Source organism: Cellulomonas endophytica, from assembly GCF_004123805.1.
Classification (GTDB): domain Bacteria; phylum Actinomycetota; class Actinomycetes; order Actinomycetales; family Cellulomonadaceae; genus Cellulomonas; species Cellulomonas endophytica.
On record NZ_RWJX01000069.1, the window covers coordinates 1 to 18,568 of the forward strand.

The window sequence follows — 18,568 nt, forward strand, 5'->3', positions numbered from 1 at the left end:
ACGGCAGGCGCCGGGGCGGCGGCGACCGCGGGGACGGGTGCGGCCGTCGGGGCGGGGGCCGCCGGGGCGGGTGCTGCCGGTGCTGCCGGTGCCGCCGGTGCCGCCGGTGCCGCCGGTGCCGCCGGTGCTGCGGGTGCTGCGGGTGCTGCGGGTGCTGCGGGTGCGGCGGGTGCTGCCGCGGTCGGCGCCGGTGCGGCCGGGGTGACCGCGGCGGGTGCCGTCGCCGCCGCGGGCGTCGTGACGGCCGCGGCCGTGCCGCTGGGCGCGGTCGCCGCGGGAGCGATGACGGTCGTCGTGGGGGCGGTCGCGGTGGCCGGCGTGCTGGGCGCCATGGGCGAGCCGGACAGGAACCCCAGCTCGGATGCGCCGCCGGTCGGCACCGTGGAGCCGTCCGGGTCGCCGGAGGTCGTCGCCAGCGAGCCCCCGCCCGCCCCCCCGGTCGCGGACGTCTCGCCCTCGGCGATCCCGACGACGGACCCGACCCTCGGGGTGCCGGCCCAGCAGCCGGCCGAGGTGGTCGTCGCCGGCCCGCAGCTCGTCATCGACCGGCCCCCGGCCGGGTGGCAGCTCCTGTCCGGCGTCGCGGACCAGAGCCTCAACCTCACCGTCCGCAACATCGGCGACACCGCGGCCAACGACGTCGTCGTCGACCTCGCGCTGCCCGCCGGGGTCGAGCTCGTCGACGTGTCGGGGGCGGCCTTCGACACGGTGCAGGGCTCCTTCGCGGCGGGCTCGGCCACGGCGTGGGCGTGCACGGACCCCGACGACGGGTCCTCGCGCTGCTCGTTGCCCCGGCTCGGTGCCGGCGCGACGGCGGTGCTGTCCCTGCGGGTGTCGGTGGCCGAGGGCGTCCGGACGAGCGGGGTCCTCGGGCTGACGGTGCGCGGCCAGGGCCTGACCACGCGCAGCCCCGCCGTCGCGCTGCAGATCGCCCCGGAGCCGGCACGCGTCGTCCTGGCGGGGACGACCCCCGGTGAGGTCGTCACCGGGCGCTCGCGTCTCGTCGCCCTCACGCTGGAGAACGCCGGCGGCTTCCCCACGACCGCCGGCGCGCCCGCCACGGTGTCGGTGGGCGTCCCCGCCGGGGTGCAGGCGTCCGTCGCGGACGCCGGCGGCTGGGTCTGCGCCGAGCCCGTCGTGCAGGCGGACGGCTCCGGCCTCCTCGCATGCTCCCGGGACGAGCTGGCCCCCGACGAGCGCTCCGTCCTCACGCTCGCCCTCGTCGGAACCGCCGAGCCCGACGGGGTGGTGCGCGAGCTCTCGGTCATGACGAGCCCCGGCGGCCCGGTGACCTCCCGGGTGCCGCTGTCGGTCACGGCGCCCGCGCGCCTCGCGCTGTCCGTCCCCGGCGCGGAGCTGGCCGCGGGCACGACGACGGAGGTGGGGGTCGTCGTCTCGAACACGGGCGGGCTCGTCGCCGACGACGTCCGCGTCGAGGTGACGCGTCCCGAGGAGACGACGTGGGGCGCGGTCCCCGCGGGCTGGACCTGTGACGACGGCGCCGGTGGCACCGCCGGCCGCACCCTGGTCTGCCGGACCGGTCCCCTCGTGCCGGGCAGCTCGACGGTCCTGCCGCTGGGCCTGGCCGTCCCCGTCGGCACGACCGGCCTCGCGTCGCCCCTGTCGGTCGCCGTCACGGCGGCCGACGCCGACCCCGCGCCGCGGGTCGACGCGGCGCTGCCCGTCGCGGTCCCCGTGCTCTCCGCGGACGCGGCCACCCCCCGGCTGCTCCTCGACGGCCGGGGCCGGGGCGGCGTCGGCGTCACCGCCACGGTCGCGGGTCGCTCCGCGGCCGGCGTCGTCCGGGTCGTCGTGGACCTGCCGGCCGGGCTCGCGCACGACGGCGGCTCGACCGCCGGCACGCCGGGCTGCACGGCCGGGGCGGACGGCCGCCAGGTGGTCTGCGACCTCGGCACCGTCGCGGCCGGGGCGTCCGAGGGCGTCCTCGTCCCCGTGCGCGTGACCGACGGCGACGACGACCGGGCCGACCGTCCCGTGACCGCGACCCTCACCGCGACGGGCGCCGCCCCGGTGCGCGCGACCTCCGCGACGGCCGCCGGCACGGACGCCCTCGCGGTGCGGTTCCACGCGGCCGGCGGCTGGGGCGCGGTGTCCGCCGGCGCGCCGCTCCTGGGCTGCGACCCGGACGACGCGGCGTGCCTGGCCGTGGTCCCCGCCGACGCCTCGGGGCGCCGCGCGGCGAACGACGACGTCGCCATGACGCCGCTCGACGAGCAGGGGCTCGGCTCGAGCTCCTCGTCGGCCGTCGTGGCCCTGCCCGAGGGGCGCGAGATCGCCTTCGCGGGCCTCTACTGGTCCGCCTCCCTGGGGCCCGACGACCGCTGGTCGGGCGACCGCGCCCGCGCCCGCGTGCTCGCGCCCGGCGGCGGCTGGACGACCGTGAAGGCGCGGACCGGCGACGTCCGGACGGCCTCGGACGCCTCCGGCCGGCGGTACTACCAGTCCTTCGCGGACGTCACCGGGCTCGTGCGGGAGGCCGGCGGCGGCACGTGGGCCGTCGGCGACGTCGCGCTCCCGGCCGGCGCCGACGGCCCCACGCCGTCCTCCTACGGCGGCTGGGCCCTCGTGGTCGTCGTCGCCGAGCCCGGTGCCGGCACCTCCGTCACCGTGGCGGACGGGGCGACGTGGGTCGGCGGGGACGCCGCCGTGCCGCTCGTCGCGCTCGCCGGCCCGGCCGGGTCCTCCGCGCGGTTCGACGTCGTGGCCTGGGAGGGCGACGCCCCGACCGGGGGTGACCTCGTCGCGCTCGACGCCGGTCCGGCGCTCGCGCCCCGGGGCGGGCCGGCGCCCGCGGCGCCTCTCGCCGACGGCGCCGTGAACACCTTCGACTCCGTCGCGACCGGCTGGGCCGGCGCGAACTCCCTCGGTGTGGACGTCAAGCCCTTCGACGTCCCGTCCCTCTCCGGCGGGGTGCAGACGCTCGGGGCGGCCACGACGGGCGACCAGTTCCTCGTCGGGGTCGTCGCGGTGACCGCCCGCCCCGTCGAGTAGCCGCCGCTCCTCGTCGGGGGGCTGCCGCGGTTCCTCCTCTCCCACCCCTGCGGGCAGGAGAGGAGGTCAGGGCCCCGCTCGGGTCAGAGCACCCCGTAGAGGCGGTCGCCGGCGTCACCGAGCCCCGGGACGATGTACGCCCGCTCGTCGAGACGCTCGTCGACCGCCGCGACGACGACCGAGACCTCGGCGCGGTCACCGACGGCGGCCTCGACCGTGGCGAGGCCCTCCGGCGCGGCCAGCAGGCAGACGACGGTGACGTCCCGGGCGCCGCGGGCGAGCACGTACTCGATGCTGGCGACGAGCGTGCCGCCCGTGGCGAGCATGGGGTCCAGGAGGAAGCACTGGCGGCCGGAGAGGTCGTCGGGCAGCCGGTTCGCGTAGGTGATCGCCTCGAGGGTCTCCTCGTCGCGGCGCAGGCCGAGAAACCCGACCTCCGCGGTCGGCAGCAGCCGCGTCATGCCGTCGAGCATCCCGAGCCCCGCGCGCAGGATCGGCACGACGATGGGGCTCGGGTCGGCGATCTTCACGCCCGTCGTCTCGGCGACGGGCGTGGTGATCCGCACGGGCTGGGTCCGCACGTCACGGGTCGCCTCGTACGCGAGGAGCGTCACGAGCTCGTCGACGAGCTGGCGGAAGATCGGCGACGGCGTCGCGGCGTCCCGCAGGACCGTGAGCTTGTGGGCGACGAGGGGGTGGTCGGCGACGTGCAGGCGCATGGGCGTCAGCCTAGGTCCCCGCGGGCGCGCCGGACCCCGTGCGGCGGTACCCGCCGGGCGACGGGGGTCGTGCGGGTCCAGGGCGCGCCGGTCCTCGGGCATGCTGGCGGGCGTGCGCCCCCACCCCGACGCCGAGCGCGACGCCGAGCCCGACGCCGACCCCGTCGCCGACCCCGACGCCGCCCCCGACGCGTCCGGGCCCGCACCCGGCCGTGCCGCCGGGCCGTCCACCGGGCGTGCGAGCCGCGCGCCCTTCGCCACGGCGGCCGACGCGGCGGCGATGGCGGAGGCGCTCGTCGAGGCCCGCGCCGCGCTCCTGACGGGGGACGTGCCCGTCGGCGCGGTCGTCGTCGGGCCCGGCGGCGAGGTCCTCGGCCGCGGGCGGAACCGGCGCGAGGCGGACGGGGACCCGACGGCGCACGCGGAGGTGGTCGCCCTGCGCGAGGCGGCGCGCGCGGTGGGGGAGTGGCGGCTGGAGCGCTGCACGCTCGTCGTGACCCTCGAGCCCTGCCTCATGTGCGCCGGGGCGGTGGTGGCGGCGCGGGTGCCCCGGCTCGTGCTCGGGGCGTGGGACCCGAAGGCGGGTGCCTGCGGGTCGCAGTGGGACGTCGTGCGGGACCGGCGCCTGCACCACCGCGTCGAGGTGGTCGGCGGGGTGCGGGAGGAGGAGTCGGCGGCCGTGCTGCGGGCCTTCTTCGCGGAGCACCGGGCGGCGCCGACGTCGCCGCCCTGACGACCCGGACGCCTGACGACCCGGACGCCTGACGACCCGGCCGCCCGCACGGGGCGGGGGCCGGGTCGCGCGGCGGGTCAGCGGTCGACGCGGGCGCTGCCGCCGCCGGCCAGCTTGAGGACCTCCGCCTTCGTCACCATCGTGGTGTCGCCGGGCGTCGTCATCGCCAGGGCGCCGTGGGCGGCGCCGTACTCCACCGCCGTCTGCAGGCCCTGCCCGTCGAGCAGGCCGTACACGAGGCCGGAGGCGAACGAGTCGCCGCCGCCGACGCGGTCGAGGATCTCCAGGCGCGGGCGGTGGGTCGCCTGGACCAGGCCCGTCGGGCGCGACCAGGCGATGGCGCCCCAGTCGTTCACCGTCGCGGTGTGGACGGTCCGCATCGTCGTCGCCACCACCTGGAAGTTGGGGTAGTCCGCGACGGCCTTCTCGATCATGGCGCCGAACTGGTCGACCTCGAGCGCCGACAGGTACTCGTCGACGCCCTCGACCTCGAACCCCAGCGAGGCGGTGAAGTCCTCCTCGTTGCCGATCATGACGTCGATGTGGCGGGCGATCTCGCGGTTGACCTCCTGCGCCTTCGCCTGGCCGCCGATGGCCTTCCACAGGCTCGGGCGGTAGTTGAGGTCGTACGAGACGACGGTGCCGTGGCGCTTGGCCGCGGTCACGGCGGCGACGACGGTCTCGGCCGCCGTCCCGCTCAGGGCGGCGAAGATCCCGCCCGTGTGGAACCAGCGCACGCCGAGCTCGCCGAAGAGGTGGTCCCAGTCGACGTCGCCGGGCGCCAGCTGGGAGGCGGCGGTGTGGCCGCGGTCGGAGACGCCCACGGCCCCGCGGACGCCGAAGCCGCGCTCGGTGAAGTTCAGGCCGTTGCGGACGCCGCGGCCGATGCCGTCGTAGGGCACCCAGCGCACGAACTGCGTGTCGAGCCCCCCGGTGAGCATGAGGTCCTCGACGAGGCGCCCGACCTCGTTGTCGGCGAGGGCGGTGACGATGGCGCCGCGCAGGCCGAAGGCGCGCCGCAGGCCGCGGGCCACGTTGTACTCGCCGCCGCCCTCCCAGGCGCGGAACGAGCGGGCCGTGCGGATGCGCCCCTCGCCGGGGTCGAGGCGGAGCATGACCTCGCCGAGGGAGACGACGTCGTAGCGGCACTCGTCGGCGGGGCGGATGGTCAGGCCGGTGTCGGCGCTCATGGGATCCTCCGGGGCAGGGTCCGCGGGCCGCAGCGGCCGCGGGCGGGGCAGGGGGTGGTGCGGGTGGGCGACGAGGGGCGTCAGCCGGGTGGCCCGGGACGTCAGGCCGGGCGGGCGGCGAGGGCGACGGCCTCGGCGGTGAGGTCGCGGATGCCGGCGAAGTCCCCGGCGGCGACGCGGTCCTTCGGCACCATCCACGAGCCGCCGACGGCGGAGACGCACGCCAGCCCGAGGTAGTCGTGCAGGTTCTTCGGCCCGATGCCGCCGGTCGGCACGAAGCGCACGCCACCGAAGGGCGCGGCCAGGGCCGCGATCGCGGGGGCGCCGCCCGAGGTGCCGGCCGGGAAGAACTTCACGGTGGTCAGGCCGAGCTCGAGGGCCGCCTGGATCTCCGTGGCCGTGACCGCGCCGGGCAGCGCGAGGACGCCGTGCTCCGCGCAGCGCTCGACGACCGCGCGGCTGGTGCCGGGGGACACGACGTAGGAGGCGCCGGCGGCCACGGCCTGGTCGACCTGCGCCGGCGTGAGGACGGTGCCGGCGCCGACGAGCATGTCGCCGCGGTCGGCCATCGCGCGGATGGCGTCCGGCGCCGCGGCAGTCCGGAACGTCACCTCCGCGACCGGCAGCCCGCCGTCGACGAGGGCCTGGGCGAGGGGGGCGGCGTCCGCCGCGTCGTCGAGGACGACGACGGGCACGAGGCGTGCCGCGGCGAGGGAGGAGAGGAGGTCGCTCATGATGTCCGTTCCGCGTAGCGAAATGCACGGTTCGTTGTGCGGAACCAGGATGGCACAGCGGGCGGGGAGGGGGAACCCCGTGCGTCGCGGGAGCGGCGCGGGCGGGGTCGGGCGGGGTCAGGCGTCGAGGTGCGGCGGCAGGCCGAGACCGGCCGGCAGGAGCGGGGGCAGGACCTCCGCCATGGTCCGGCGCAGGCCGGCGACGCGCGCGTCCGTCATCCGCTCCGCGGGCGCGGTGACGCTCACCGCGGCGACCGCCGTGCCCGAGCGCAGCAGCGGCACCGCCACGCACGAGATGCCCCGCTCGTTCTCCTCGACCTCGCGGGCCACCCCGTGCGCACGGGCGAGCTCGAGCGCCTCCCAGGCCCGCTCCTCGTCGACCGGGTGCTCCCCGCGCACCGCCGCGGCGTACCCCGCGAGGGCGCGCCGGTCCGTGCCGCGGTAGGCGAGCAGGGCCCGGCCGAGCGCGGTCGTCACGGCGGGGCTGCGCCGGCCGACCGCCGACCACACGCGCACGGAGCGCTCGGGCTCGACCTTGTCGAGGTAGACGACGTGGCTGCCCGACAGCACCCCGAGGTGGACGAGCTCGTCGGCGGCCCCGCTCAGCGCGACGAGCGCGGGGTGCAGCAGGACGGGCAGGTTCTCCTCGCCGAGGAAGTCGTCGGCCAGCCGCGTCGCGGCGGCGCCGAGGACGTACGCGCCGCCCGGGTCCTGCTGCACGAACCCGCGGTGGCGCAGGGCGGCGAGGACGCGGTGCACGGTCGTCTTGTTCAGGCCGAGGGCCCCCGCGAGCTCCGCGAGCGTGAGGCCACGGGGGCCGGCCGGCGCGAGCGCCTGCAGGACGAGCAGCGCCCGGTCGACCGCCTCCACCGGGGAGGCCGACGGCGCAGCGGCCACCGGGGCCGCCGGGGCCGCCGAGGCCGAGGGCGCCGACGCGGACGCCGCGTCGGCGCCCGGCCCCGCCGTGGTCCCGGTCGTCATGCGCGCCATCGTAGGAGCGGAGTGGCCACCCCGGGCCGTCCTCCGGTCGCACCCGCGCGGTCCGGGAGCCGGGCCCGTGGAGGGCCGGGCCTTGACGAGGACGCGTCCGCGCGCTTGTATACAAGCGCTGCACCACAGTCCGCCACCCCGCGCGCTCCCGGCGATCCCGCGGTCGGCACCCCCGGTCCTCCGAAGGAGCAGGCCCATGAGCACGATCGAGCGCGCCGAGGTCTTCGTCGCCTCCCCCGGTCGCAACTTCGTCACGCTGCGGATCACGACGTCCGACGGCGTGACCGGTCTGGGCGACGCCACCCTCAACGGCCGCGAGCTCGCGGTGGCGTCCTACCTGCGCGACCACCTCGTGCCGCTGCTGGTCGGTCGCGACCCGGCGCGCATCGAGGACATGTGGCAGTACCTGTACCGCGGCGCGTACTGGCGCCGGGGCCCGGTGACGATGACCGCGATCAGCGCGGTCGACACGGCGCTGTGGGACATCAAGGGCAAGGTCGCCGGACTGCCGGTGTACCAGCTGCTCGGCGGCCGGTCGCGCGAGGGCGTCATGGTCTACGCCCACGCCTCCGGCACGGACACGGAGGCGCTGATCGACGACGTCCAGCGCTTCCGCGACCTGGGCTACCGGGCGGTGCGGGCGCAGGCGGCCGTCCCGGACGTCGGCGGCACCTACGGCATCCGGAAGGGGAACGGCATCTACGAGCCGGCGTCCTCGAGCCGGCCGGAGGAGCAGCCCTGGTCGACGGAGGCCTACCTCGACCACGCCCCGCGCTACCTGCGGGCCGTGCGCGAGCGGCTCGGCTTCGACTTCCACCTCCTGCACGACGTGCACCACCGCCTCACGCCGCTCGAGGCCGCGCGGTTCGGCAAGGAGGTCGAGGACGTACGGCTCTTCTGGATGGAGGACCCGACGCCGGCCGAGAACCAGGAGGCCTTCCGCCTCATCCGGCAGCACACCACGACGCCCATCGCCGTCGGCGAGGCGCTGTCCTCCATCTGGGACGTGCAGCACCTCATCACGGAGCAGCTCGTCGACTACGTGCGCACCACGGTGGTCCACGCCGGCGGCATCACCCACCTGCGGCGCATCTTCGACCTCGCCGCGCTGTACCAGGTGCGCACCGGGTCCCACGGGGCGACGGACCTCTCGCCCGTGACGCTCGCGGCCGCCGTCCACCTCGACACGGCCGTGCCGAACTTCGGCATCCAGGAGTACATGGCCCACGCCGAGGTCACGGACGCGGTCTTCCGCAGCGAGGTGCGCCTCGAGGACGGCCACCTCCTCGTCGGGGAGGCACCCGGGCTGGGCGTGGAGTACGACGAGACGCTCGCCGCGCGCTACCCCTACGAGCCGCGCTACCTGCCCGTCGCCCGCCGCCTCGACGGCTCCGTGCACGACTGGTGACCCGGGGGCGGCCCGGCCGCCCCCGGCCCCGCCCCTCGTCGCCCCGCCGGACCCTCCCGACGCGACGACGCGCCGCACCCCGCAGGACCCGCACGCGCAGGACCTCACCCCCACCGCCCGCGGCACCGCCCGGGCCCTCGTCGGACCCCCGCCCCGCGGGACGCGAAGGAGCGAACGATGACGACGCACGACCACAGCACGCCCCCGGTGGCCCCGTCCACCGCGGTCGAGCGCAGCACGAGCGACCTCAAGAAGGCCGCGGTCTCCGGCTGGCTCGGCACCGCCATGGAGTTCATGGACTTCCAGCTCTACTCGCTGGCGGCCGGCATCGTCTTCAACGAGATCTTCTTCCCCGAGCTCAACCCCGCGGTCGGCCTCATCGCCGCGATGGGCACCTACGGCGTGGGCTACGTCGCCCGCCTCGCCGGCGCCGTCTACTTCGGCCGCATGGGCGACCGGATCGGCCGCAAGAAGGTCCTGTTCCTCACCATCGCGCTCATGGGCGCCTCGACGACGCTCATCGGCGTCCTGCCCACGTACGCCCAGGTCGGCCTCCTGGCCCCTGCCCTCCTCGTCGCCCTGCGGCTCGTCCAGGGCTTCGGCGCCGGCGCCGAGATCGCGGGCGCCACGACGATGCTCGCCGAGTACGCGCCCCGGAAGCGGCGCGGCGTCATCGCCTCGCTCGTCAGCCTCGGCACGAACTCCGGCACCCTGGCGGCCACCGGCATCTGGGCGGTCCTGCTGGCCGTCCTGTCCGAGGAGCAGCTGCAGTCGTGGGGCTGGCGCCTGCCGTTCCTCCTCAGCTTCGTGCTCATGGTCTTCGCGATCTGGATCCGCCGGAACCTCAAGGAGAGCCCGGTCTTCGAGGGCCGCGCGGACCTCGACGCCGACGGCGTCGCGCTGTCGCGGGAGAAGCTCGCGGAGCAGGCGAAGGCGGACGCCGCGGCGGCGGGCGAGAGCACGCTCGAGGCCGCGCTGCACCAGCGCAAGGGCCGCGCCTTCTTCCTCGCGCTCGGCCTGCGCCTGGGCCAGGCCGGCAACTCCGGCCTCATCCAGACGTTCCTCGTCGGGTACCTCACGGCCACGCTGCTGCTGGACCGCAGCATCCCGACGAACGCCCTGCTCATCAGCTCCGTCGTGGGCTTCGCCACGGTGCCGCTCGTCGGGCTGGCGGGCGACCGCTTCGGCCGCCGCCCCGTCTACATGCTGCTCACGGCGCTGTCCGCGGTCCTGGCGTTCCCGCTCATGAATCTGGTCCAGGGCGGCGACACCGTGGCCCTGACGATCGCCATGATCCTGCTGCACAACCTCGCGGTGCTCGGCCTCTTCTCGCTGGAGTCCGTGACCATGGCCGAGCTGTTCGGCGCCCGCAACCGCTTCACGCAGCTCGGCCTGGCGAAGGAGATCGGCGGAATCATCACGACCGCGGCCGGCCCCGTCATCGCCGCCGCGCTCACCGCCGCGACGGGCTCCTGGTGGCCCATCGCCGCGATGCTCGTCGGCTACTGCGTCATCACGTTCGTCACCGCGCTGCTGGCGCCGGAGACGCGCGGCCGCGACCTCGTCCGGCTCGAGGACGCGGCGTGAGGGCGGTCGTCGTCCACGGCGCCGGCGACGTCCGGGTCGAGGACAGGCCCGACCCCGTCGCCGGGGCGGGCGAGGTCCTCGTCGCGATGGAGTGGGGCGGGATCTGCGGGTCGGACCTGTCCTACGCGCGGCACGGGTCGTCGGGGACGGCCGTGCTGAAGCACCCGCTGGTGCTGGGCCACGAGGTCGCGGGGCGGGTCGTCGCCACCGGGCCGGGGGTCGAGCCCGTCGGTGCCGCCGCCCCGGGCACGCCCGTGACGTTCCAGCCGGCGGTGCCGCTGCCGGGGGCCACGCTGCCGGCCCGGCTCGCGGGGCGGACGAACCTGCTCCCCGTCCGCTACTTCGGCTCCGCCGGGCAGGACCCCCACACCGACGGCGGGTTCAGCGAGCTGCGGGCCGTCCGCGTCGAGCAGCTGCGGGCCCTGCCCGAGGGCGTCGGCACGCGGGCCGGGGCCGTCGCCGAGCCGCTCGCCGTCGCGCTGCACGCCGTCGGACGGGCCCGGGCGGTGGCCGGCGAGCTCACCGGGCGGACGGTGCTCGTCAACGGGTGCGGCCCCATCGGGTGCCTGGTCGTGGCCGCCGCGCGGCTCGCCGGCGCGGGGGAGGTCGTGGCCGCGGACGTGTCGGCGGCCTCGCTCGAGGTCGCCGCGAAGCTCGGCGCCGACCGGGTCGTCGACCTGTCCGCCGGGCAGGCCCTGCCCGAGGACGTCGAGGTGGTCCTCGAGGCCTCCGGCGCCCCGGCGGCGCTCGGGGGCGTGCTGCACGCCGCCGCCCGGGGCGGCACGGTGGTGCAGGTGGGCAACCTCCCCGGGTCCGCGGTGCCCGCCGTCCTCGGCGACCTCGTCACGCGCGAGCTCGTCTGGGCGGGGTCGTTCCGGTTCGCGGAGGAGGTCGACGACGCCGTCGCGGCCCTCGCCGGCGGCCTGGACGTGGAGCCGATGCTCACCCACACGTTCGACCTCGACCAGGCGCCCGAGGCGCTGCGCGTGGCGGGCGACCGCGCGTCGGGCAGCAGCAAGGTGATGCTCCGCCTCGGCTGACGGGCGGCCCGGTCCGGCGGCGCGACGCCGCCCCGGCGGCCGGCCCGGGGGGCAGGATCGGGGCGGTACGGGCCGCGACCCCGCGGACCGGCCGCACGGAGGACGCGGAGGACGACGGTGGAGCACACCTGGCGCTGGTTCGGGCCGGCCGACCCGATCACCCTGGCCGACGTGCGGCAGACGGGCGCCACGGGCGTCGTCACCGCGCTGCACGAGATCCCCAACGGCGAGGTCTGGCCCGTGGAGGCGATCGCGGCCCGTCGGCGCGAGGTCGAGGCGGCCGGGCTGACGTGGAGCGTCGTGGAGTCGATCCCCGTCCACGAGGACGTCAAGCAGGGCGGTCCGCGGGCGGCCGAGGCGACGGCCGCCTGGGCGCAGACGGTCCGCAACCTCGCCGAGTGCGGCCTCGACGTCGTCTGCTGGAACTTCATGCCCGTGCTCGACTGGACGCGCACGGACCTGGCGCACCGGATGCCCGACGGCGGCTGGGCGCTGCGCTTCGACGAGGACGCCTACGCAGCGTTCGACCTGTTCGTGCTCCGGCGGCCCGGTGCCGAGGCGGAGCGCACGCCGGAGGAGGTGGCCCGGGCGCGCGCGCACCTCGACGGGCTCGACGCCGAGGGCGTCCGTCGCCTGGAGCGCACGGTCCTCGCCGGCCTGCCCGGCTCGGAGGAGCACTGGGACCTCGACGGGTTCCGCGCGGCGCTCGGGGCCTACGACGGCATCGGGCCGGACGAGCTGCGGGGCCACCTGCGCACGTTCCTCGAGGCCGTCGTGCCGGTGGCGCAGACGGTCGGGGTCCGGCTGGCCGTGCACCCCGACGACCCGCCGCGGCCGCTGTTCGGCCTGCCGCGGGTGGTCTCGACCGTCGACGACGCCGCCTGGCTGCTCGACGCCGTGCCGTTGCCGGCCAACGGCCTCACCCTGTGCGTCGGCTCCTACGGCTCGCGCCCCGACAACGACGTGCCGGCCATGGCCCGCCGCTTCGCCCGCCGCATCTGGTTCGCGCACCTGCGGGACGTGACGATCGAGGCCGACGGGCGCAGCTTCCACGAGGCCGTCCACGTGGGGGGCGGCTCCGACATGGTCGCGGTCGTCTCGGCGCTCGTCGCGGAGGAGCGCCGTCGGGCCGCCGAGGGCGGTCCCCGTCTGCCGATGCGCCCCGACCACGGGCACCGGCTCCTGGACGACCAGCGCCGCACGACGAACCCCGGCTACTCGCTCATCGGCCGCCTCAAGGGCCTCGCCGAGCTCCGCGGCCTGGAGCTCGCGGTCCAGCACCTCCTCCCCTGACCCCGGCGCGCCCCCGACGAGGTGCCGGTCCCGCCCCTCGTCGTGCGGGGTGGGCGGCCGGAACCGGCACCTCGTGGGGTGGGGGGCTCCGACGAGGTGCCGGTCCCGGCCCCTCGTCGTGCGGGGTGGGCGGCCGGAACCGGCATCTCGTCGGGGTGGAGGGTCCCGACGAGGTGCGGGTCCCGGCCGCTCCTGGGTCAGCGCCAGGCGCCGCGCTCGTACTGGACGGGCCAGCCCGTGCGGGTCGCGTCCGTGACGCGGGCGCGGTCGCCGGCGTGCGGCAGCGTGCCCAGGTCGACGCCGAGCTCGCGTGCCGCCCGCAGGGCCCAGGACGGGTCGGGCAGCGCGGCACGGCCGACCATGACGGCGTCCGCGGCCCCCGCGGCGAGGACCTTCTCCGCCTGCACCGGCTCGGTGAGCAGGCCCACCGCCGAGGTCGGCAGCCCGGAGACCTCGCGCACCACGCGGGCGGCCTCGACCTGGTAGCCCGGCCCGACGGGGATGCGCGCGGGGACGTTGCCGCCCGTCGAGACGTCCACGAGGTCGACGCCGTGCCCGGCGAGGTCCGCGGCGACCGACGCCACCTCCTCCACCGTCAGGCCGCCCTCGACCCAGTCCGTCGCGGAGACGCGGACGAGGAGGGGACGGTCGTCCGGCCACACGGCGCGCACGGCGTCCACCGTCTCGACGAGGAGGCGCGCACGGTTCTCCGGCGTGCCGCCCCAGGCGTCGGTGCGGTGGTTCGACAGCGGCGACAGGAAGGCGTGCAGCAGGTACCCGTGCGCGGCGTGCACCTCGACGGTGTCGAAGCCGGCGTCGAGGGCGCGGCGGGCGGCCGCGGCGAAGGCGGCGGGCACGGCGCGCACCTCGTCGGCGGTCATCCCCGCCGGGGCGGCCAGGCCGGGGAACGCCTCCGCCGACGGGCCGAGGGTGGTCCAGCCGCCGTCCGGCGGCGCGATCGTTCCGTCGCCCTCGTGGAACGGTCGGTGCGTCGAGGCCTTGCGACCGGCGTGGGCGAGCTGGACGCCGGCGCGGGCGCCGCGCTCCTGCACGAACCGCACGACGCGCGCCCACGCCTCCGTCTGCGCGTCCGACCACAGGCCCGTGTCCTGGGGCGTGATGCGCCCCTCGGGGACGACCGCCGTGGCCTCCGCCACCACGTGCCCGAAGCCGCCCGCGGCCCGCGCGCCGAGGTGGACGAGGTGCCAGTCGCCCGGGACGCCGTCCGTCGCGGAGTACTGGCACATCGGGGGCAGCCAGACGCGGTTGCGGAACGTCGTCCCGCGCAGGGTGAGGGGTTCGAAGAGCAGGGCCATGACCGGGCGAACCGGTCCACCGGTCGGGTGATTCCCGCGCCCGGGCGCCGGCGACCGCGCCGCCCCGGTCGCCGGGCGCCTCCCCCGCCCCTAGCGTGCGCGGGGGAGGTGGTCGGTCGTGGTGGTCGAGGGTCGTGGGGTCGCGGTGCCGGCGCCGGTCGTGGGCCGGGCGGACGCACCGCTGCGCCAGGCCGTCCCGCCGGTCGGCCGGGCGCTGGCCGCCTGGACGCTGCGGGCCACGGACGAGCTCGTCCGGCTGCGCCACGGGCTGCTCGCGGCGGTGCGCTCGGCGGAGGCCGGTCCGGCCCGCAGCGCCCGCACGGCCGCCGAGGACGACGGGGCCGGGACCCTGCCGTGCGGGGCCGCCCTGGTCCTGCTGGCCTCCGAGCTCGCGACGAACGCCCTGCGCCACGGCCGCCCGCCCGTCGTCGTGCGCCTCGTCGCCGCGCGCGGGCAGCACGTGGTGGACGTCTCCGACGGGGCGCCGGGCCGCGTGCCCCTCGTCGCCGGGCCCCGCGCCCCCGGGGAGGGCGGCTTCGGCCTCCACCTCGCCCAGGGGATCGCGTGCGGCTCGGGCTGGTACCGGACGGGCGAGGAGAAGCACGTGTGGGCCGCCGTCGTCGCCTGACGGCGCGGGGGCCGGGCTCCCGGGGGCGACGGGGCCGACCGGGCCGACCGGGCCGACCGGGCCGGCGGACGTGCTGGCCGGTGGCGGCCAGGGGCGGGGGCCGCGTCGGTCCCGTGTCCGTCCCGTGACCTATCCTCAGGCCGCACCGGCGGACGCCGGGGGGTCGACGACGTCGACGACGACGGCCGCACGGCCCAGGACGGACGGGGACCGAGGCATGGCGCCGACGGGGCGGACCGATGCGCCCGCCGCCGGCGACCCCCGGGAGCCGGACGCACGCCCGGACGCACGGCACGAGGGGCCGGCCGGAGAGCCGCACGCCGCCGCGCTGGGACGCCTCGCCGCCCGCCTCCTCGGTGCCGCGGCCGGCCGCGCCGTGCTCGACGGGGCGCGGGCGGTCTCGGCGCCGACGTCGGTCCCGGGGTCCGGCGGCGCGACGGCCAGGCCCGTCGGCACCTCCGCCGCGGGCGCCGCGGTCGCCGACCCGGTGGGTGCCGCCGCGGCGGCCGCCACCCACGCCCTGACGGCGGCGTGCGCGCACGTCGTCGCGGGGGGCGGGGCGCTCGTCGTGCCGGCCGTCGGCGGCACGGCCGACGGCGGGGCCGTCGCGGCCGTCGCCGTGCTGGCGGTGCCCGTCCGGAGGCCGGGGGGGCCCGTGCTCGGCGCGCTCGCCGTGGCGGACCCGGCCCCGCGCGCCTGGACGGAGGGCGACGTGCGGGACCTCACGGCGCTCGCGGAGGTGGCCGCGGCGGAGGCCGCGCTCGGCGCGCTGGGCGACCGCATGGCGACGCAGGAGGTCCGCTGGCAGCTCGCGACCGCCGCCGGCGGGGTGGGCAGCTTCGACTGGGACCTCGTCTCCGGCCACCTCGCCTTCGACGACCAGCTCCTCGCGCTGTTCGGCTTCACGCGCGAGACCTTCGACGGCACCATCGAGGCGTTCGAGGCCCGGCTGCACCCGGAGGACCGCGAGCGGGTGCGCACGGCCTACTCCGGCGCGCTCGACCAGGTCACGTCCTACGAGGCGGAGTACCGCGTCCTGCTGCCCGACGGCGCGGTGCGCTGGATCCAGGCGCGGGGGCGCGCGCTGCCCGGCGCGGGCGGAGGGGCGGTGCGGCTCGTCGGCGCGGCGTACGACACGAGCGCGACGCGCGACTCCGACGTCCGGGTGCGGCGGCTGCTCGAGACCATGTCCGCGGCCTTCTTCTCGCTCGACCCGCAGTGGCGGTTCAGCTACGTCAACGCGGAGGCCGAGCGCCTGCTCGGGCGCGGCCGCGAGGAGCTCCTCGGCGAGGACCTCTGGGAGCTGTACCCCGCCGCGGTCGGGTCGGACTTCGAGGTGAACTACCGCGGCGCGGCGCTCACCGGCACCCCGCGCACCTTCGAGGCCTACTACCCGCCGCCCCTCGACGAGTGGTACGAGGTCCGCGCCTGGCCGTCCGACGAGGGCCTGTCCGTGTTCTTCCAGGCCATCACCGTGCGCCGGCGGGCCGAGTCCGACGCCCTGGACGCGCAGCGCGCCGCGGAGCTCGCGGCCCGGCGGGCGGAGCGGGCGGCGCAGCGGCTCAGCCTCCTGGCGACCGTGAGCGCGGACCTCACCGGCACGCTCGACACCGACGAGGCCGTCGCGCGGCTGGGGCAGCACCTCGTGCCCGCGCTCGGGGAGTGGTGCATCGTCACGCTCGTCGACGAGCACGGCGCCCTGCGCGACATCGGCTCCTGGCACGCCGACCCCGACCGTCGGGAGCTCGTGCAACGCTACCGGCGGCTGCGGCTGTCGGCGCTCGACCCGGGCTCGTTCCTCCACCGCAGCCTGCAGGACAAGGTCCCCGTCGCGGTCGTCCGGGACACGACGGCGCGCATCGCCGGGCTCCTGGAGGGCGAGGCGCGGGACCTGCTCGAGGGGCTCGCGCCCGCGGCGGCGTACTTCCTCCCGCTGCAGGCCCGCGGGCGCGTCGTCGGGCTCGTCTCCCTGTTCCGCGGCGAGGAGGAGGGGGAGCTCGCCGACGACGACTTCCTCACCGTCACCGAGGTCGCGGACCGGGCCGGGCTCGCCATCGACAACGCCCGCCTGTACGAGGGGCAGCACCGCATCGCCGAGAGCCTCCAGCGCAGCCTGCTGTCGGCGCCCGTCGAGCCCGACCACGTCGAGGTCGTCGTCCGCTACACCCCGGCGGCCGAGGCGGCGCAGGTCGGCGGGGACTGGTACGACGCGTTCCTGCAGCCCGACGGCGCCACCGTGCTCGTCATCGGCGACGTCATGGGCCACGACTCGGACGCCGCCGCCGCGATGAGCCAGGTCCGGACGCTCCTGCGGGGGATCGCGTACGCCACGGGGCAGGGCCCGGCCGCGGTGCTCACCGGTCTGGACGCGGCCATGCGGGGGCTGTCCGTCGGCACGCTGGCGACGGCCGTCGTCGCCCGCCTGGAGCAGACCGCCGACGAGCGGGAGCGGCACGTGACCCGGCTGCGCTGGTCGAACGCCGGCCACCTGCCCCCGATGGTGCTCCACCCCGACGGCACCGTGGCGGACCTGCCCGGCAACCGCCCGACGCTGCTGCTCGGCATCGACCCCTCCACGGAGCGGACGGACGCCGTCATCACCGTCGAGGGCGGCTCGACCGTGCTGCTCTACACGGACGGCCTCGTCGAGCGGCGCGGGGACAGCCTGCGGCAGGGCATGGCCCGGCTGCGTGCCGCCGTCACGGAGGTGGCGGCGGGCGACGGCGAGCACCCCGTGACGCTCGAGGCCCTCGTCGACGGCGTGCTGCACCGGATGGTCCCCGAGCGCCCCGAGGACGACGTCGCGCTCGTCGCGGTCCGGCTGCACCGCGAGGACGTGCCCCGGCCCCCCGAGGCGGGCCCCCAGGTGGTCCCCCGGACGCCGCCGGTGCCCCTGCCGTAGGGACGGGCCCGTCGGGTCCGGGCCGGGACCCGGCGCCGTCAGGCGGGCGTGGTCGCGGGCGCGGGGAGGACCGCCGCGAGCGCGGTGAGCGTCTCCGACGTGCCGGAGTGCAGCGTGACCGTGGCGAGGCGGTCCCCGCGCGTGGCCCCCCGGTTGACGACGGCCACGGGCCGGCCCTGCGCCACGGCGTGCCGGACGAACCGCAGGCCGGACTGCACCGCCAGGGACGAGCCGGCGACGAGGAGCCCGTCCGCCGCGTCGACGAGCGCGTAGGCCTCGTCGACCCGGTCGCGGGGCACGGTCTCGCCGAAGTAGACGATGTCGGGCTTGAGCAGGCCGCAGCACGGGCCGGGGCCGCCGTCGGGGTCCGGCGCCCAGCAGTCCTGCACCCGGAAGCCCTCGGTCCGCTCGACGACGGCGTCGGCGTCCGGCGCGATCTCCGGGTCGTCGACGGCGCCCACCGTGTCGGCGAAGCCGGGGTTGAGCGCCTCGAGCCGCTCGGCGACCACGTCCCGGGTGTACCGGGCGCCGCAGCGCAGGCACAGCACGCGGTCGTAGCGGCCGTGCAGGTCGACCACGCGGCGCGAGCCGGCGGCCTCGTGGAGGGTGTCGACGTTCTGCGTGACCAGGCCCGTGACGACGCCGCGCTCCTCGAGCCGGGCCAGCGCGCGGTGGCCGGCGTTGGGGCGGGTGCGGTGCACGTGCCGCCAGCCGACGTGGTTGCGGGCCCAGTAGTGCCGCCGGAAGGCCGGGTCGCCGACGAACTGCTGGAACGTCATGGGGTTGCGGGGCGGCGAGCCGGGGCCGCGGTAGTCGGGGATGCCCGAGTCCGTCGACACGCCGGCCCCCGTGAGGACCGCCAGGCGCAGGCCCCGCAGGACGTCGACGAGGTCGTCGAAGGTGCCCGCCACGGGGGAGGGGACGTCGGGGACGTGCGCGCCGGCCCGCGTCCGCAGCGGCGCGGCCGACGCCCCCGCCGGCGGGCGGGCCGGCGCCGGGCCGGGTGCGGCCGCGGC

General features: G+C 77.6%; 15 protein-coding genes. 9 read left to right on the forward strand and 6 right to left on the reverse strand.

Translation table 11 applies throughout. From position 1 onward, the window contains the following. Both EJA20_RS19160 and EJA20_RS15015 read left to right on the forward strand, forming a co-directional pair. The coding region (locus EJA20_RS19160; protein WP_205687529.1) for a hypothetical protein at positions 1–205 on the forward strand (205 nt) is incomplete at its 5' end. Next, a complete protein-coding gene (locus tag EJA20_RS15015) occupies positions 202–3,012 on the forward strand; it encodes a DUF11 domain-containing protein (RefSeq protein WP_129339310.1) in 2,811 nt (936 codons plus the stop codon). The genes EJA20_RS19160 and EJA20_RS15015, both read left to right, overlap by 4 nt. 83 nt (positions 3,013–3,095) lie before the next feature. Here the strand turns inward: EJA20_RS15015 and upp are convergent, their stop codons facing one another. After that, positions 3,096–3,731: a uracil phosphoribosyltransferase gene (gene upp, locus EJA20_RS15020; protein WP_129339311.1), complete on the reverse strand. Its 636-nt coding sequence runs from the start codon at positions 3,729–3,731 to the stop codon at positions 3,096–3,098. Positions 3,732–4,011: 280 nt separating this feature from the next. Between upp and EJA20_RS15030 the strand changes: the two genes are divergently transcribed. Beyond that, complete coding sequence (locus tag EJA20_RS15030) at positions 4,012–4,464, forward strand: nucleoside deaminase (protein ID WP_129339312.1); 453 nt, start codon at positions 4,012–4,014, stop codon at positions 4,462–4,464. A gap of 77 nt (positions 4,465–4,541) precedes the next feature. On the opposite strand, the gene EJA20_RS15035 is transcribed toward EJA20_RS15030, so the two are convergent. From EJA20_RS15035 to EJA20_RS15045, 3 genes are all read right to left on the reverse strand, one after another. After that, positions 4,542–5,654 carry a sugar kinase gene (locus EJA20_RS15035; RefSeq protein ID WP_129339313.1) on the reverse strand — a complete coding sequence of 371 codons (1,113 nt, stop codon included), beginning with the start codon at positions 5,652–5,654 and terminating at the stop codon, positions 4,542–4,544. 101 nt (positions 5,655–5,755) lie between these two features. Further along, on the reverse strand, positions 5,756–6,388 hold the full coding sequence (gene eda / locus EJA20_RS15040) for a bifunctional 4-hydroxy-2-oxoglutarate aldolase/2-dehydro-3-deoxy-phosphogluconate aldolase (RefSeq protein WP_129339314.1): 633 nt from the start codon (positions 6,386–6,388) through the stop codon (positions 5,756–5,758). A gap of 117 nt (positions 6,389–6,505) precedes the next feature. Then, positions 6,506–7,369: an IclR family transcriptional regulator gene (locus tag EJA20_RS15045; RefSeq protein WP_129339315.1), complete on the reverse strand. Its 864-nt coding sequence runs from the start codon at positions 7,367–7,369 to the stop codon at positions 6,506–6,508. Positions 7,370–7,574: 205 nt separating this feature from the next. Here EJA20_RS15045 and manD point away from each other — a divergent pair, with 205 nt between their 5' ends. The 4 genes from manD (at position 7,575) to uxuA (ending at position 12,706) form a co-directional block, all read left to right on the forward strand. Then, positions 7,575–8,786, forward strand: a complete 1,212-nt coding sequence (manD, locus tag EJA20_RS15050) for a D-mannonate dehydratase ManD (protein ID WP_129339316.1) — start codon at positions 7,575–7,577, stop codon at positions 8,784–8,786. 177 nt (positions 8,787–8,963) lie between these two features. After that, complete coding sequence (locus EJA20_RS15055) at positions 8,964–10,373, forward strand: MFS transporter (RefSeq protein ID WP_129339317.1); 1,410 nt, start codon at positions 8,964–8,966, stop codon at positions 10,371–10,373. Beyond that, complete coding sequence (locus tag EJA20_RS15060; RefSeq protein ID WP_129339318.1) at positions 10,370–11,413, forward strand: L-idonate 5-dehydrogenase; 1,044 nt, start codon at positions 10,370–10,372, stop codon at positions 11,411–11,413. The genes EJA20_RS15055 and EJA20_RS15060 overlap by 4 nt, the downstream gene beginning before the upstream one ends. A 117-nt stretch (positions 11,414–11,530) precedes the next feature. Beyond that, positions 11,531–12,706 (forward strand): mannonate dehydratase, encoded by a 1,176-nt coding sequence (gene uxuA / locus EJA20_RS15065; protein ID WP_129339319.1) that lies wholly within the window; start codon positions 11,531–11,533, stop codon positions 12,704–12,706. A 197-nt stretch (positions 12,707–12,903) separates the two neighbouring features. Here the strand turns inward: uxuA and EJA20_RS15070 are convergent, their stop codons facing one another. Then, on the reverse strand, positions 12,904–14,022 hold the full coding sequence (locus tag EJA20_RS15070; RefSeq protein ID WP_129339320.1) for an NADH:flavin oxidoreductase/NADH oxidase: 1,119 nt from the start codon (positions 14,020–14,022) through the stop codon (positions 12,904–12,906). 118 nt (positions 14,023–14,140) lie between these two features. Here EJA20_RS15070 and EJA20_RS15075 point away from each other — a divergent pair, with 118 nt between their 5' ends. Both EJA20_RS15075 and EJA20_RS15080 read left to right on the forward strand, forming a co-directional pair. After that, positions 14,141–14,650, forward strand: a complete 510-nt coding sequence (locus tag EJA20_RS15075) for an ATP-binding protein (protein ID WP_129339321.1) — start codon at positions 14,141–14,143, stop codon at positions 14,648–14,650. A gap of 217 nt (positions 14,651–14,867) precedes the next feature. Continuing rightward, the gene (locus EJA20_RS15080; protein WP_129339322.1) at positions 14,868–17,552 is read left to right on the forward strand and encodes a SpoIIE family protein phosphatase; all 2,685 of its coding nucleotides are present in this window, start codon (positions 14,868–14,870) and stop codon (positions 17,550–17,552) included. A gap of 38 nt (positions 17,553–17,590) precedes the next feature. Here the strand turns inward: EJA20_RS15080 and EJA20_RS15085 are convergent, their stop codons facing one another. Then, positions 17,591–18,508 (reverse strand): Sir2 family NAD-dependent protein deacetylase, encoded by a 918-nt coding sequence (locus EJA20_RS15085; RefSeq protein WP_164984006.1) that lies wholly within the window; start codon positions 18,506–18,508, stop codon positions 17,591–17,593. Positions 18,509–18,568 lie beyond the last annotated feature (60 nt).